Origin of the sequence: Comamonas fluminis (assembly GCF_019186805.1) — a bacterium.
Classification (GTDB): domain Bacteria; phylum Pseudomonadota; class Gammaproteobacteria; order Burkholderiales; family Burkholderiaceae_C; genus Comamonas; species Comamonas fluminis.
Genome location: NZ_CP066783.1, coordinates 1,143,018 through 1,157,548, shown reverse-complemented (window position 1 = coordinate 1,157,548; position 14,531 = coordinate 1,143,018). Strand labels below are relative to the sequence as shown.

General features: G+C 58.8%; 13 protein-coding genes. 12 read left to right on the top strand and 1 reads right to left on the bottom strand.

Annotated features, from left to right (window positions below):
- Positions 1-151: 151 nt before the first annotated feature.
- From JDW18_RS05625 to accD, 6 genes are all read left to right on the top strand, one after another.
- On the top strand, positions 152-3,184 hold the full coding sequence (locus JDW18_RS05625) for a FimV/HubP family polar landmark protein (protein ID WP_218242721.1): 3,033 nt from the start codon (positions 152-154) through the stop codon (positions 3,182-3,184).
- A gap of 37 nt (positions 3,185-3,221) precedes the next feature.
- Positions 3,222-4,052 (top strand): tRNA pseudouridine(38-40) synthase TruA, encoded by an 831-nt coding sequence (truA, locus tag JDW18_RS05620; RefSeq protein WP_218242720.1) that lies wholly within the window; start codon positions 3,222-3,224, stop codon positions 4,050-4,052.
- Between the two features lie 43 nt (positions 4,053-4,095).
- Positions 4,096-4,881: a phosphoribosylanthranilate isomerase gene (locus JDW18_RS05615; RefSeq protein WP_218242719.1), complete on the top strand. Its 786-nt coding sequence runs from the start codon at positions 4,096-4,098 to the stop codon at positions 4,879-4,881.
- Positions 4,806-6,113 (top strand): tryptophan synthase subunit beta, encoded by a 1,308-nt coding sequence (gene trpB, locus JDW18_RS05610; protein WP_218242718.1) that lies wholly within the window; start codon positions 4,806-4,808, stop codon positions 6,111-6,113. The genes JDW18_RS05615 and trpB overlap by 76 nt, the downstream gene beginning before the upstream one ends.
- Complete coding sequence (gene trpA / locus JDW18_RS05605) at positions 6,110-6,919, top strand: tryptophan synthase subunit alpha (RefSeq protein ID WP_218242717.1); 810 nt, start codon at positions 6,110-6,112, stop codon at positions 6,917-6,919. The genes trpB and trpA overlap by 4 nt, the downstream gene beginning before the upstream one ends.
- A gap of 148 nt (positions 6,920-7,067) precedes the next feature.
- The gene (gene accD / locus JDW18_RS05600; protein WP_218242716.1) at positions 7,068-7,943 is read left to right on the top strand and encodes an acetyl-CoA carboxylase, carboxyltransferase subunit beta; all 876 of its coding nucleotides are present in this window, start codon (positions 7,068-7,070) and stop codon (positions 7,941-7,943) included.
- An 86-nt stretch (positions 7,944-8,029) separates the two neighbouring features.
- On the opposite strand, the gene JDW18_RS05595 is transcribed toward accD, so the two are convergent.
- On the bottom strand, positions 8,030-8,602 hold the full coding sequence (locus JDW18_RS05595) for a YggT family protein (protein ID WP_218242715.1): 573 nt from the start codon (positions 8,600-8,602) through the stop codon (positions 8,030-8,032).
- 59 nt (positions 8,603-8,661) lie between these two features.
- Between JDW18_RS05595 and JDW18_RS05590 the strand changes: the two genes are divergently transcribed.
- The 6 genes from JDW18_RS05590 to JDW18_RS05565 all read left to right on the top strand — a co-directional run bounded on the left by JDW18_RS05590 (position 8,662) and on the right by JDW18_RS05565 (position 14,523).
- Positions 8,662-9,315, top strand: a complete 654-nt coding sequence (locus JDW18_RS05590; protein WP_218242714.1) for an LON peptidase substrate-binding domain-containing protein — start codon at positions 8,662-8,664, stop codon at positions 9,313-9,315.
- A gap of 265 nt (positions 9,316-9,580) precedes the next feature.
- Complete coding sequence (gene lysS, locus JDW18_RS05585) at positions 9,581-11,125, top strand: lysine--tRNA ligase (protein ID WP_218242713.1); 1,545 nt, start codon at positions 9,581-9,583, stop codon at positions 11,123-11,125.
- A 74-nt stretch (positions 11,126-11,199) separates the two neighbouring features.
- The gene (locus tag JDW18_RS05580; protein WP_218242712.1) at positions 11,200-11,904 is read left to right on the top strand and encodes a class I SAM-dependent methyltransferase; all 705 of its coding nucleotides are present in this window, start codon (positions 11,200-11,202) and stop codon (positions 11,902-11,904) included.
- A gap of 14 nt (positions 11,905-11,918) precedes the next feature.
- Positions 11,919-12,746, top strand: coding sequence for a hypothetical protein (locus tag JDW18_RS05575; RefSeq protein ID WP_218242711.1), 828 nt, complete (start codon positions 11,919-11,921; stop codon positions 12,744-12,746).
- Positions 12,747-12,755: 9 nt separating this feature from the next.
- Positions 12,756-13,382 carry a class I SAM-dependent methyltransferase gene (locus tag JDW18_RS05570; protein WP_218242710.1) on the top strand — a complete coding sequence of 209 codons (627 nt, stop codon included), beginning with the start codon at positions 12,756-12,758 and terminating at the stop codon, positions 13,380-13,382.
- 118 nt (positions 13,383-13,500) lie between these two features.
- Positions 13,501-14,523 (top strand): hypothetical protein, encoded by a 1,023-nt coding sequence (locus JDW18_RS05565; RefSeq protein ID WP_218242709.1) that lies wholly within the window; start codon positions 13,501-13,503, stop codon positions 14,521-14,523.
- Positions 14,524-14,531: the final 8 nt, after the last annotated feature.

Genomic DNA, 14,531 nt, shown 5'->3' with positions numbered 1-14,531 from the left:
CAATAGCGTCGTTGACAATGGCAACTGCGTCCTACGGGCTATGAGAGACCTCGCTGACCGTTGGAAATTTCAATGACTGATGTATCCGTCCACCCCTTTCGCAACAAGAACTACAGAGCGGGCTGGATACACAAACCAAGTTTGATGCCTTATGCAACGCTGGAAACTCTCTGCGCTAGCCGCCGCCTCCCTCGCTCTGTCTAGCCTCACGGCAACCGATGCTTGGGCTCTGGCGCTGGGCCGCATCACTGTTCAGTCGGCACTTGGAGAACCGCTGCGTGCGGAGGTGGAAGTGCCTCAGCTCAGCGCCGCGGAAGCGGAAAGCCTGCAGGCGGCCATAGCCCCTGCAGCCACCTTCCGCGCCCAGGGCATGGAATACACCAGCACAGCCAACTCCGTGCGGGTCAAGGTTCAAAAGCGCGCCAATGGCTCTGCGGTGCTGCAACTGAGCAGCTTCCAGCCCGTCAACGACCCGTTTGTGGATCTTGTGATTGATGCCAACTGGGCGTCCGGCAAGATTCAGCGCAACTACACACTGCTGCTGGACCCCCCCACATCGCGTCGCCCCGCACCTGCCCCTGTTACGGCGGCCCAGGCAGCCGCAGAGATGCCCGTGCGCCCAGCCACCACACGCCCCGCGGTTGTAGAGCGTCCAGCCGCAGTACCTGCCACAGTGGCCGCACCCAACCGCGATCTGCGCAATGACCGCGATGTGGACACTGCAGCCCCCAAGACCGCCAAGGCCAGCACTCGCAAAAACCAGGCAGCAGCCTCTGCTGCCCGTGAAGATACGGGCGATGCCGTGCGCGTCAAGACCGGCGATACCGCTGGCCGCCTTGCTGCAGCCCATAAACCCGCAGGCGTCTCGCTGGATCAGATGCTGGTCGCCATGCTGCGCAGCAACCCCCAGGCTTTTGTCAACGGCAATATCAACCGCATGCGCAGCGGCGCCGTAATACAGATGCCTGACACGGCCACCGCACAGGCCACGTCCAGCAAGGAAGCGCGCCAGATCATGGCCGCCCAGTCGCGCGACTTCAACGAATTCCGCCGCCAGCTGGCGGGTATTGCACCTGTTGCACCGGTCGCTGCGGCATCCCGCACGGCATCGGGCCAGGTTCAGGCCCATGTGGAAGACAGCAAGCCCAGCACTGCAGCACCTGACAAGCTGACCCTGTCCAAGGGCTCGGTCAAGGGTGTGGCTGCCGATGAAAAACTGGCACAGCAAAAACAGTCGGCGGAGCAGAACACGCGCACGGATGAGCTCAAGCGCAATATGGCCGAACTCAGCCAGATTGCCGCAGCCACGCAGCCCGCAGGCACCGCCGCAGCCCCTGCAGCCAGCGGTGCTGCACCCGCCAAAACACCGGGTGTGAACGTTCCCGCAACCACTGCCGCCAACAATGCAGCAGGGGCCACAGGAACCGCAGCGCCAGCCCCGGCAGCTACGCCAGCCGCTGCACCAGCGGCAGCGCCTGTTACTTCGCCCGCAGCAACACCAGCGGCACCGGCACAGACTCCAGCCGCGCCTGCCGCAGCCAGTGCAGCCCCCGCAGATGTGGCCAAGCCTGCCGATGCTGCAGCGGCCCCAGCAGCGAATGCCGAAGCAACGCCTGCAGCCGATGCACCTGCTGCGCAGGCCAGCCAGCCTGCGCCAGAAGCAGCGGCACCCGTTGCCGCACCTGCACCCGCTCCCAAGCCTGCTGCAGCGCCTGTCACGCCTCCTGCAGAGCCCAGCTTTATCGACGGCCTGATGGAAGACCCCACCATTCCTCTGGCCGGTGCAGCCATCCTGGCTCTGTTGCTGGGTTATGGCGGCTACCGTGTGGCCCAGCGCCGCAAGGCCGCTGCAGCAGCCAATACCGACAGCTCGCTGGGCGACAGCCAGCTGGCTGCGGACTCCTTCTTTGGCGCCAGCGGTGGCCAGCGCGTGGACACCACAACCAGCAGCAGCCAGATGTCGGGCCAGTCCATGCAGTACTCGCCCAGCCAGCTCGATGCTGGTGATGTGGATCCACTGGCCGAGGCAGATGTGTACCTGGCCTACGGACGCGACCTGCAGGCAGAGGAAATCCTCAAGGAAGCGCTGCGCACCGACCCCAACCGCCTGGTGCTGCACCAGAAGCTGGCCGAAATCTATGCCAAGCGCCATGACCGCATTGCATTCGGTTCGGTCGCCAGCAACCTGCACAACCTGACTCAGGGCAAGGGCCCCGAGTGGCAGCGCGTGGCAGATCAAGGCGCGATTCTGGATCCGGAAAACCCTCTGTACCTGCCTGGGAACCGCCCCGCAAGCTCTCATGGTCTGGCCGCCGCCTCGGCAGGCATTGCCACAGCTGCTGGCGGTATGGCATTTGGCGATGCGCTGGCTTCGGCTCACCAGACTCTGCAAGAGCCTGCCCGCAGCAACGATCACGAAGGCCCAGCCACCGTACCCACCAGCATGGATTTCAATCTGGACCTGGGCCTGCCCTCGGGCCTGGCAGAAACAGAAGCACCGGCAACTCCGCTGCCCGACATGGCTGCGCCCCAGCCCAGCGAACAGGACTTTGCCTCTCTCGCGCAATGGGACACACCTGCCGCAGCGCCCGCAGAACCCGCCAAGGCGGATGACAACAGCCTGAACCTGGACCTGAACGACCTCTCGTCCTTCAGCCTGCCTTCCGCGCAAGCGCCTGCGGCAGCGGCACCAGCCATCAGCCCTGAACCCGAAGCATCCCTAAATGCGCTTGAGTTCGATCTGGACAGCTTCACCCTGCCTGTGACACAGACACAGCCAGAAACGCCAGCGCCCATCGTCAGTGCTGTTCCAGAAGCCCACGATGACATGGCCCTGAACCTGGAAGACGAACTGGGTACTGAGCCCATGACGCTGCAACTGCCCATCGAGGCCCGCACCAGCCCGGCTGAAGCCCCCACGCCAGCGCCCGCAAAGCCTGAACCCACGTTTGACCTCAGCGGTCTGTCGCTGGATCTGGGAACCCCCAGCGAGGCGCAACTTCAGCCCGCAGCGGCTACGCCCTCCATGCCCGAGGACCCCATGGCCACCAAGCTGGCACTGGCTGAAGAGTTCAACGCCATTGGCGACAGCGACGGAGCGCGTACACTGATCGAAGAAGTGATTGCCGAAGCCCACGGCGATCTCAAGGCCAAGGCGCAAGCCCTGCTCTCTCAGATTGGTTGAATTTGATGTGTGAAAAATCCGCGCCAGGAGCTGTGCCATGCGCATAGCTCTGGGCGTCAGCTACAACGGTCAGGCCTATCACGGCTGGCAAAGCCAGCCTGGTGGCAACACCGTACAAGACAAACTCGAAGCGGCCCTGGGCCGCTTTGCTGCTCAAGAGGTGTCCACAATCTGCGCTGGCCGCACCGACTCTGGTGTGCACGGGCTGATGCAGGTGGTGCACTTCGACACCGATTTGCAGCGTGCGCCCAACTCCTGGGTGCGCGGCACCAATACCTTTTTGCCCAAGGACATTGCCGTGCAATGGGCGGTAGAAGTGCCCGATGGCGTGGAAGGCTTTCATTCCCGCGCCTGCGCCACTGCTCGCCGCTACTCCTACGTGCTGCTGCAGTCGCCCGTGCGGCCCAGCGTGGACCATGGCCGGGTTGGCTGGGTGTTTCAGGCACTGGATGGCCAGCGCATGCGCGACGCCGCCAACCTGCTGCTGGGCGAGCATGATTTCTCATCCTTTCGCGCAGCTGGCTGCCAGGCCAAGAGCCCGGTCAAGACCCTCAACCGCATTGACATCCACTACAGCCCAGCCGGGCAAGCACCCATGCGCGATGAGCAGATGGAATGCGGCTACTGGCGCTTCGAGTTCGAGGGCAGCGCCTTTCTGCACCACATGATTCGCAACATCATGGGTTGCCTGATTTACGTGGGCCAGGGCTCCAAGCCCGTGGAGTGGATGCAGCAGGTGCTGGATGCGCGCTCGCGCGAGGTGGCTGCGCCCACTTTCTCGCCTGATGGGCTGTACTTCCTCGGCCCCATCTACGATGCACGCTGGGGTCTGCCCGGCGATACGCCCCTCTTTGCCTGGCTACCCTGAAGCGCCTTGCCGCAGCCAGACCACTGTTACACGCCACCCCGCCATGTCTTTGATTGCCCCCCGCACCCGCATCAAAATCTGTGGCCTGACGCGCGAGCAGGACGTGGATGCCGCCGTTGAGGCCGGTGCCGACGCCATAGGCTTTGTGCTGTACGCCCCAAGCCCACGCGCCGTCACTCTGGAGCGAGCTGCCCAGTTGGCTCGCCGTCTGCCGCCGTTTATCACGCCAGTTTTGCTGTTTGTGAACGAAACCGCTAGCAATGTCATAGCTGCCTGCGCACGCATACCAAACGCTTGCGTGCAGTTTCATGGTGATGAGTCGCCCGAGGACTGCGATGCGTCCACCCGAGGTGTGCAGCCGTGGATGCGCGCTGCCCGCATACCCCTAGGGGACGATGCAGCCCGATTCGACCTCGTAGAATATGCGCAACGTTATTCAACAGCCCAGGCCATATTGCTCGACGCCCATGTCGACGGCTATGGCGGTGGCGGGAAAGCATTCAATTGGTCACTTCTGCCAACAAGCGTCGCCTCTCATCTCGTTTTGTCTGGTGGACTCACTCCTGCAAACGTGACCGATGGCATCTTGCAAGTGCGCCCACGCGGGCTGTCACTGGCCGTTGATGTGAGCTCTGGTGTCGAGGCCGATGGCCCCGATGGCAAGCCCCTCAAAGGCATCAAGGATGCCCACAAGATTCATCGCTTCATTGCTGCCGTGCGTGCAGCTGATGCCCAAATTTTGCAGACAAGCACATGTTTGAATACCAATACCCTGACGCCCTCGGCCACTTCGGTCGCTTCGGTGGCAGCTTCGCCAGCGAAACCCTGACCCACGCCCTGGCCGAGCTGCGCGAGGCCTACGCCAAGTACCAGAACGACCCTGAATTCATCAAAGAATTTCAGTCCGAGCTGGCCCACTATGTAGGCCGTCCCTCGCCCGTTTATCACGCTGACCGCATGTCGCGTGAGATGGGCGGCGCACAGATTTATCTCAAGCGCGAAGACCTCAACCACACCGGCGCTCACAAGATCAACAACGTGATCGGCCAGGCCATGCTCGCCAAGCGCATGGGCAAGCCGCGCATCATTGCCGAAACTGGCGCCGGCCAGCACGGCGTGGCCACCGCCACCATTTGCGCACGCTACGGCCTGGAATGCATCGTCTACATGGGCGCCGAGGACGTGAAGCGCCAAAGCCCCAATGTCTATCGCATGAAGCTGCTGGGCGCCACCGTGGTGCCCGTGGAGTCCGGCTCCAAAACCCTCAAGGATGCGCTCAACGAAGCCATGCGCGACTGGGTGGCCAATGTGGACAACACCTTCTACATCATCGGCACCGTGGCGGGCCCCCACCCCTACCCCATGATGGTGCGCGACTTCCAGAAGGTCATTGGCGACGAATGCCTGAAGCAGATGCCCGAATTTCTGGGCACCGACAAGCAGCCCGACGCCGTGGTTGCCTGCGTGGGCGGCGGCAGCAATGCCATGGGCATCTTCTACCCCTACATCCCCTTTGAGAACACCAAGCTCATCGGCGTGGAAGCAGCGGGTGAAGGCCTGGAAACCGGCAAGCACTCGGCTTCGCTGCAAAAAGGCAGCTCTGGCGTGCTGCACGGCAACCGCACTTTCATCCTGCAGGACGAAAACGGCCAGATCACCGAGACCCATTCTGTCAGTGCCGGTCTTGACTACCCCGGCGTGGGCCCTGAACACGCCTGGTTGCAGGAAATCAAGCGTGCCGAGTACGTGGGCATCACCGATACCGAAGCACTGGACGCCTTCCACTACCTGTGCCGCGCCGAGGGCATCATCCCCGCGCTGGAATCCAGCCACGCCGTGGCCTACGCCATGAAGCTGGCCAAGACCATGCGCCCGGATCAATCGATTCTGGTCAGCCTGTCTGGCCGTGGCGACAAGGACATTGGCACCGTGGCCGATCTGTCGGGTGCCGAATATTTTGACCGCCCCTCCATGCGCGGCCTGACGGTCAAGGGCGCTGCGGGCCATGAAACCGCCAAAGCCGCAGCCCATGCCGCTGCTGCAGGAGGCAACAAGCAATGAGCCGAATCTCCGACACCTTCAGCAAGCTCAAGGAAGAAGGCCGCAAGGCTTTGATTCCCTACATCACCGCCGGTTTTCCGTTTGCAGCCATCACACCGTCGCTGATGCACGGCATGGTGGAAGCCGGTGCCGACGTGATCGAACTGGGCGTGCCCTTCTCTGACCCCATGGCCGACGGCCCCACCATTCAGCGTGCGGGCGACAAGGCCATTGCCAACGGCGTGGGCCTCAAGCAGGTGCTGGCCTATGTGGCTGAGTTCCGCAAAAAAGATAGCACCACCCCCGTAGTACTCATGGGCTACGCCAATCCTGTAGAGCGCTACGACCAGATTCACGGTGAAGACGCTTTCGTCAACCAGGCGGCCGAATCTGGCGTGGATGGCGTGCTGATCGTGGACTACCCGCCCGAAGAGTGCGAAGAGTTCGCCGCCAAGCTGCGCGAGCGCAATATGGACCTGATCTTCCTGCTGGCCCCCACCAGCACGGACGAGCGCATGCAGCAAGTCGCGCGCGTTGCCAGCGGCTATGTGTACTACGTCTCGCTCAAGGGCGTGACGGGAACTGCTGCTGTTGACACCTCTGCCGTGGAAGCCATGCTGCCTCGTATTCGCCAGCATGTCAGCGTGCCTGTGGGCGTGGGCTTTGGCATTCGCGATGCGCAAACTGCCCAGGCCGTAGGCCACGTGGCAGACGCTGTCATCATCGGCAGCCGCATCATTGATCTGCTCGACAACCAGCCGCATGAGAAAATCGTGCCTCTGGCAATTGACTTTCTGCGCGGCGTGCGTAAGGCTCTCGACGCATAATTGACACCCCCTGAGCGGCTGTGCCGCTTCCCCCTGAAGGGGGACAGCAGCCTCGCTGCGGGGCGGCCCTTGCTCGCTGCCCCTTACCCCAGCCTTTAGATGTGTTGGGTGGAATGCAGAGCAACGGAAACTGAAAAGGAAACAACCAATGTCCTGGCTTGAAAAACTTCTGCCTGCAAAAATCCAGCAGACCAACCCGACGGAACGCCACCAGCAGATTCCCGAAGGTCTGTGGATCAAGTGCCCAAGTTGCGAAACCGTGCTCTACAAGACCGATCTGGAAAAGAACCAGAACGTCTGCCCCACCTGCGGGCACCATCACCGCATTGGCGCGCGCGCACGTCTGAACCACTTCCTCGACGCCGAGGGCCGTTATGAGATCGGCCAGGAAGTCGTGCCTGTCGATCCGCTCAAGTTCAAGGACAGCCGCAAGTACCCCGAGCGTCTGGCCGAGGCGCTGGAGAACACTGGCGAGACCGATGCCCTGATCGTCATGGGCGGTGCCGTCAAGAGCATCAATGTGGTTGTGGCCTGCTTTGAATTCGACTTCATGGGCGGCTCCATGGGCTCCGTGGTGGGCGAGCGTTTTGTGCGTGGCGTGGAAACCGCCATCGAACAAAAAGTGCCTTTCATCTGCTTTACCGCCACCGGTGGTGCGCGCATGCAAGAAGGCCTGCTGAGCCTGATGCAGATGGCCAAGACCAATGCGGCGTTGACCCGTCTGGCCAAGAAGGGCCTGCCCTATATCTCCGTGCTGACCGACCCCACCATGGGTGGTGTGTCTGCCGGTTTTGCCTTTGTGGGCGACATCGTGATTGCCGAGCCCAAGGCCCTGATCGGCTTTGCCGGCCCCCGCGTGATCGAAACCACCGTGCGTGTGAAGCTGCCAGAAGGCTTCCAGCGCGCCGAATTCCTGCAGGAAAAGGGCGCCGTGGACATGATCGTGGACCGCCGCGAACTGCGCGACCGCGTCTCCAGCTCTCTGGCCATGCTGCAACGCCTGCCTGCTGACGCTGTGGAATAAGCCAGCGCGCTATTAAAAGCAAAGCGGCTAGCCTAGATCAGATCTAGGCTAGCCGCTTTTTTATACCTGAATATCTGAAGTGCGCTTTAGAACATCGTCAGTCGTGCCAATGTGACCAACCCGGCAGCTTGCACATAGTTCAGCACCATCAGCAGCACCTGCAGCACGATGAGGGCAATCAGCGCCGAAAAATCCACATTGCCAATCAGGGGCACCACTTTGCGAATCGGCGCCACCACAGGCTCTGCCAGACGCTGCAGCACGCCGTAGATAGGCGAATAAGGCTGCACCCAGGACAGGATGGCATAGACCAGCAAAATCCCCATCAGCCCTGACAGGGCGACCTTGATCAGCCCGCACACCGCCAGCCAGGGCAGCGCCAGCGCAGTGCTGCCAGCCCCCTGCAGCAGCCACAGCAGCAGCATCTCCACCAGTTGCAGCACAAATGCGGCCAGCAGGCAACTCATGTCCCAGCGCCCCTTGCCCGGCATGAATTTACGCAGCGGCATGACAATCCAATCACTGAGCGCAAAAACCAGTTGCCCCACGGGATTGCCAAACGGCACGCGCTGAGCCTGCATATACATGCGCAGCAGGCAGGCTCCGCTAATCAGGCCGACAACAACGTCGAGCAAAAACACAACAATCTCAAACAGCATGGGTTCAGTCCAGAAGATGGCAGGCGAATCGCCTATTCATGGGATGATAGCCGGGCACCATGGCTGACACCTCAAGTCTTCATTCACTGCCGCTGTTCCCGCTGGGTACGGTTCTCTTCCCCGGTGGGCACCTGAGCCTGCGCGTGTTCGAGGTGCGCTACCTCGATATGGTGCGCAAATGCCAGAGCACAGGCGCCCCCTTTGGCGTGGTTGCGCTGCAAAGCGGCCATGAAGTGCGCAAGGCTGGCGCCCAGCCCGAGCAGTTGTTTGCCGAAGGCGTTCTGGCCCGCATAAAGTCGCTTGAGCCTTTGCAAACAGGCTTGCTGCATCTGCAATGCCAGGGCCTGCAACGCTTTCAGATACAGAACAGCTGGCAGCTTCCCCATGGTCTGTGGGTGGCCGATGTGCAAATGCTGGCTGCCGATTCAACCGTCCCCATCCCGCCTCATTTGCTGGGCATGGCCCACGCGCTGTTTCAGGCATTGATGAATATGCAGGGCCAGGATGCCGATCACCAGGTTCTGCCCACGCCTTCGCAAATAAACGATTGCGGCTGGGTGGCCAATCGCTGGGCCGAGATGCTGCCGCTGACGGTCAGCATCAAGCAGCAGCTAATGACGCTGGACAGCCCGCTGCTGCGCCTAGAGCTGGTGGCCGATGTGCTGGAGCAAATGGGCATAGGCGGGGCAGAGTCTGCTGGCGGCCCAAAATAAGTCCGTAAGAATAGGCTGAAACGCTTACCCATAAAGCGCTAGAAGCTCCTTTTTTAGTAGTTCAAGCAGATTCACCGCCGCGCTTAGCCTCGCTCTTTATTGGCTTGTAAGCCACGCAATCCGCAGCAGCCACTGGCGCTTTGCCCGCCATATGCCCCCTGGTTTGGCAAAAAACTTAAAATCATTCGTTTCGGGGTCTGGCTCAGGCCGCACTCCCATCCTTAGTGGTCTTCAAGCGGCGCACGGCGCCGGCGCTCTCATTTTCATGACTGAACAAAATACTTCTTCTGCGGCAGAAAACACCGCCCCTCAGGACGAAAACAAACTCATCGCTGAGCGCCGCGAAAAACTCAAAGCCTTGCGCGAGCAAGCCAAGGCTGCTGGTACTGCCGTTTTCCCCAATGACTTCAAGCCCGCCGACCGCGCCGCACACCTGATCGACGCACATGGCGATCAGGAAGCCGACGCCCTGGACGCCGCTGCCGAGCAAGTCAGCGTGGCAGGTCGCATGATGCTCAAGCGCGTGATGGGCAAGGCCAGCTTTGCCACCGTGCAGGACGCCACGGGCCGCATTCAAGCCTATGTGACCCGCGACGCCGTGGGCGAAGAGGTCTATGCCGACTTCAAGAAGTGGGACCTGGGCGACATCATCGCCGTCGAAGGCCAGCTGATGAAGACCAAGACGGGCGAGCTGTCGATCAAGGCTTCCAAGATCCGCATGCTGACCAAGAGCCTGCGCCCCATGCCCGACAAGTTCCACGGCATGGCCGACCTGGAGCAAAAGGTGCGCCAGCGCTATGTGGACCTGATGATGAACGAGGAAACGCGTGCCCGTTTCGTCGCCCGCAGCAAGGCCGTGGCCGGTATTCGCGACTTCATGGTCGAGCACGGCTTCCTGGAAGTCGAAACCCCCATGCTGCACCCCATCCCCGGCGGTGCGAACGCCAAGCCTTTCATCACGCACCACAATGCGCTGGACCAGGACATGTACCTGCGCATCGCGCCTGAGCTGTATCTGAAGCGCCTGATCGTCGGCGGTTTCGAGCGCGTGTTCGAAATCAACCGCAACTTCCGCAACGAGGGTGTATCGGTTCGCCACAACCCCGAGTTCACCATGATGGAGTTCTACGCCACGTACTGGAACTACCAGGACCTGATGAACTACACCGAAGCGCTGATCCGCGACGCCGCCATGAAGGCCGTAGGCACGCTGGAGCTGAGCTACGGCGGCAAGCCAGTGGATCTGACCAAGCCCTTCGAGCGCCTGACCATCGTGGAAGCCATCGTCAAGTACACCGAAGCTGGCGACAACGTGAACAACCGCGACTGGCTCATCAATGCCCTGAAGAAGCTGGGCATGAAGGAAGACAAGGACAAGCTGTCCACCCGCACCCTGGCCAGCCTGCAGGTGCTGTATTTCGAAGAAGTGGTGGAAGAAAAGCTGTGGAACCCCACCTTCATCATGGAGCACCCCACCGAAATCTCGCCGCTGGCCCGCGCCAACGACGAGCGCCCCGAAGTGACCGAGCGCTTTGAGCTCTACATCACCGGTCGCGAGTTCGGCAATGGTTTCTCCGAGCTGAACGACGCCGAAGACCAGGCCGCCCGCTTCAATGCCCAGGTCGAAGCCAAGGACGGTGGCGACGACGAAGCCATGTACTTCGACCACGACTTTGTGCGCGCACTGGAATACGGCATGCCTCCCACCGGCGGCTGCGGTATCGGCATCGACCGCTTCATGATGCTGCTGACCGACAGCGCCAGCATCCGCGACGTGATTCTGTTCCCCGCCCTGCGCCGCGAACAGTGATGATGTAGGCGATTTGCCATCGCCAAATTGTGACTTTATGCTCAGAATGCTTCCCCATAAGAGGGGAGCAGAGCATGAACGTCACACACTGCCGCATTTGCGGCGGTACTCATTTTGTATATCAACCAGTTCTCTGGCCAGAACTGATCTCAGACTGGCAACTCAGCGTCAAAGAAGCTGAGTACATCGACCATCAACAGGGAAAGCGCTGCACACACTGTGGTGCCAATCTGCGCTCCATCGCCCTGGCCTGCGCCCTGACCTCCAGCCTGCCCAGCACTCCGTCGCATCCAGCAGCCACTGAATTGCTTGCAAACTGGGTGCGGCACCCATCTCGGCAGGCACTATCTCTGCTGGAGATCAATGAGGCAGGAACTCTCTCGCCCTATCTTCGGCAGCTTCCACTCCATCAACTGGGCCAGTATCCAGAACTGGATCTCTGCGCACTGGCCCTGCCTGATGCCAGCTTCGATGCCGTCGTGCATTCCGACACGCTGGAACATATTCCCAACCCCATCAAAGCACTCCAGGAGTGCTACCGCGTTTTAAAGCCAGGTGGCGTGCTATGCATGACCACCCCATTGGTTGTTGGCCGCATGACACGCAGCCGATTCGGCCTGCCGCCCAGCTACCACAGCCCAGACAAAGCGCCTGACTATATCGTTCACACCGAATTTGGAGCGGATGCGTGGACTTCTTTGATGGAGGCTGGTTTTTCTCATATCTCCATGCATGCTGTGGAATACCCCGCCGCCCTAGCTTTTTGCGCTTATAAATAAAACCATTTTAAAAAATGCCCAAAGCAAATATTTACCAAATCTTCTACAACCAGCAAACGCAGGAGTCTCTGGATAAAGGATTCATACCACTGAATAACCTGCAAAATTCACGTCCAGATTGGGGGGAATTCTGGGTTATTCGAAACTTTCTGCTTAACAATGACCTAAAAGAAGATGAATGGTATGGATTTCTCTCCCCAAAATTTCATGAAAAAACAGGTTTAGATAGCACGCAAGTTCATCAATTTATTAAATCAATTTCAGCAGACACTGAAATTATTCTTCTCTCCCCTTTCTGGGAGTTGATTGCATTCTTCCCAAATACATTCTCACAAGGTGAATTCTGGCACCCTGGATTGACTGCAGTGGCTCAAAATTTCTTCAATGCCATTGATGAACCCAAAAATATCAAAAATCTCATCATGCACAGTGGAAATACTGTCTATTGCAATTATTTTTTGGCAAAACCGTCATTTTGGAGATCCTGGCTAAGCATTGGAAATCAATTATTTGATTTTTCAGAAAATAAAAGCCACCCTTTGCACCAACAACTAAATACACCAACTTCCCACAATAGCCACAACAATTATACTTTCAAGATTTTTATACAAGAGAGATTAGCCAGCTATTTACTAGTTAATAAGAATTGGAATAGAATAAACTATCCATTATCATCCACAAACTCCTTAATTTCAGATATTGCCTTATTCAAAGATGAACTCATATCCTGTGATGCTCTGAAATTCCAGTATTCATCAACAGGTCACCAAGTTTATCTGGATGAATACCTGAGATTGAAAAATGAAATATCAAGGCGTGTCAACATCAAATCTCCCGAGTAAATTCCATTTATGTCACACATCCAGCAACGTTTTTTCGTCAATGGTGTCAAGCAATTCTTGCCTACCTTCTTTCAAAACTCCAAAGTGCTTGAAATAGGAAGCTTGAACCTCAACGGATCAGTACGTGAATTCTTCACTGACTGCCAGTATCTTGGCATTGATGTCGGCATGGGCCCTGATGTGGATGAAGTCTGCTACGGTGAAGATTTTGGCGCCAAAGCCAATTCATTTGACACTGTCATTTCCTGCGAAGCCATGGAACACAACCCTGGCTGGCAGAAAACCTGGCTCAACATGATCCGTGTCTTGCATGCTCAAGGGCTGATGCTCATGACTTGTGCGACACAAGGCAGAAAGCAACACGGAACTGAAAATTTTCAGCCCAAGGATTCTCCTCTTACCACTAGTCTTGGTCAGAACTATTATAAAAATCTAAATGCACAAGACTTTATCAATATTACAAATCCAGACAGTTGGTTCTCCGAATGGGGATTCTTCGTGGATGGAAGCAGCTATGACCTCTATTTTTTTGGTTTAGGCACTGCTGCAGATACGGGCACCATAGAAAGTGCCAGGAGTCTCAAAATGGCTCTCAATGAGCACTACTACCGCGTCAACACCCTTGGAATTTATTGATTCAAGAATCATCGAGATCCATTAAAAATTCTGCTGCTTTCCGGCACCTTCATCACCCATGCCCTTATTCCCCAAGACCGGTAATGCGTAGTCCAGCCGTCTGGCTATACTGAATCGCATGCAAATCCCTCGATACTGGGCACAAGCACGCCTGCGGCAAGAAACCAGCAAAACCCATGGCGCGACGGTTCAGCGCTGGGGCTGGTCTGACATCAGCCAGGCAGAAGCAGAAACCCATGCCCAGCAGCGAGCGCAGGAGGCACTTGATGATGTGCTCAAGGCCCCGGTGCAGCGCCATCTCGCCCCTGATTTCGAGCGCATGGAATGGGCTAATGAGTACAGCCTGTTCGCACCAACACCGATTCGGGAAGAGATTCTGGAGCAGCGCGGCGAGACTGTGATGACGCGCAATAGCTACGGCGCGCATTGCCTCAATACCGACAAAGTCGCGATTGCTGACCTGGACTACCCAAGAGAAAGCGATGCACCCGGCTTTCCCTGGATCGTTCTGCTCATTTTGCTTTCTGCCCTGCCTTGGCTCTGGATTGAGCCCATAAGCTGGAATGGGCACCAGATCGCCCTGATCTTCATCATCGCCTGCATGGGCCTGCTGTTTCGCGCCAGACTCAAACGCTGGAACGACGCAAGGCAAGCGAAACAACAAAACCCTTCTACCGCGGCCAATCGCGCCATGGCCCGGGTTCTGCAGGTGCAGGCGCGCTACCCGGACTGGGGGCTTCGTCTGTATCAGACGCCGAAAGGCCTGCGCATCATCGTGACCCATGCCAGCTGGGACTGGCAAGCACCGCAGGTACAAGCTTTGTTTCAGGAAATGGGTGTGGACCCTGTGTACGCCCTGCTTTGCGAGAAGCAGCAATGCTTTCGCGCACGAGTGACTGGCAAGCCCTGGCGCATGGGCATGAGCGGTTTATCCACTCAGGAGCGACACTGGCCCGTAAAGCCCCAGCATCAGCCGGGGCGCCACGAATGGAGTCAGTACTACGATGAGGAGGCGCAGCAATTTGCAGCCTGCCGCTTTCTGCAGCAACTCGGTCCCAGCACCTTCTGCGCTGAGGCCCAGGCTTTTGTCCTATGGCACGACAGCGCCAGCAAGGCGCTCACCCAGCTGCCTTTGGCGTAATTGGAGCG

Excerpts from the sequence above, each read along its gene's own strand:
- JDW18_RS05625 (WP_218242721.1), top strand. The coding sequence starts at position 152 with ATGCAACGCTGGAAACTCTCTGCGCTAGCCGCCGCCTCCCTCGCTCTG.
- truA (WP_218242720.1), top strand. The coding sequence starts at position 3,222 with ATGCGCATAGCTCTGGGCGTCAGCTACAACGGTCAGGCCTATCACGGC.
- JDW18_RS05615 (WP_218242719.1), top strand. The coding sequence starts at position 4,096 with ATGTCTTTGATTGCCCCCCGCACCCGCATCAAAATCTGTGGCCTGACG.
- trpB (WP_218242718.1), top strand. The coding sequence starts at position 4,806 with ATGTTTGAATACCAATACCCTGACGCCCTCGGCCACTTCGGTCGCTTC.
- trpA (WP_218242717.1), top strand. The coding sequence starts at position 6,110 with ATGAGCCGAATCTCCGACACCTTCAGCAAGCTCAAGGAAGAAGGCCGC.
- accD (WP_218242716.1), top strand. The coding sequence starts at position 7,068 with ATGTCCTGGCTTGAAAAACTTCTGCCTGCAAAAATCCAGCAGACCAAC.
- JDW18_RS05595 (WP_218242715.1), bottom strand. The coding sequence starts at position 8,602 with ATGCTGTTTGAGATTGTTGTGTTTTTGCTCGACGTTGTTGTCGGCCTG.
- JDW18_RS05590 (WP_218242714.1), top strand. The coding sequence starts at position 8,662 with ATGGCTGACACCTCAAGTCTTCATTCACTGCCGCTGTTCCCGCTGGGT.
- lysS (WP_218242713.1), top strand. The coding sequence starts at position 9,581 with ATGACTGAACAAAATACTTCTTCTGCGGCAGAAAACACCGCCCCTCAG.
- JDW18_RS05580 (WP_218242712.1), top strand. The coding sequence starts at position 11,200 with ATGAACGTCACACACTGCCGCATTTGCGGCGGTACTCATTTTGTATAT.
- JDW18_RS05575 (WP_218242711.1), top strand. The coding sequence starts at position 11,919 with ATGCCCAAAGCAAATATTTACCAAATCTTCTACAACCAGCAAACGCAG.
- JDW18_RS05570 (WP_218242710.1), top strand. The coding sequence starts at position 12,756 with ATGTCACACATCCAGCAACGTTTTTTCGTCAATGGTGTCAAGCAATTC.
- JDW18_RS05565 (WP_218242709.1), top strand. The coding sequence starts at position 13,501 with ATGCAAATCCCTCGATACTGGGCACAAGCACGCCTGCGGCAAGAAACC.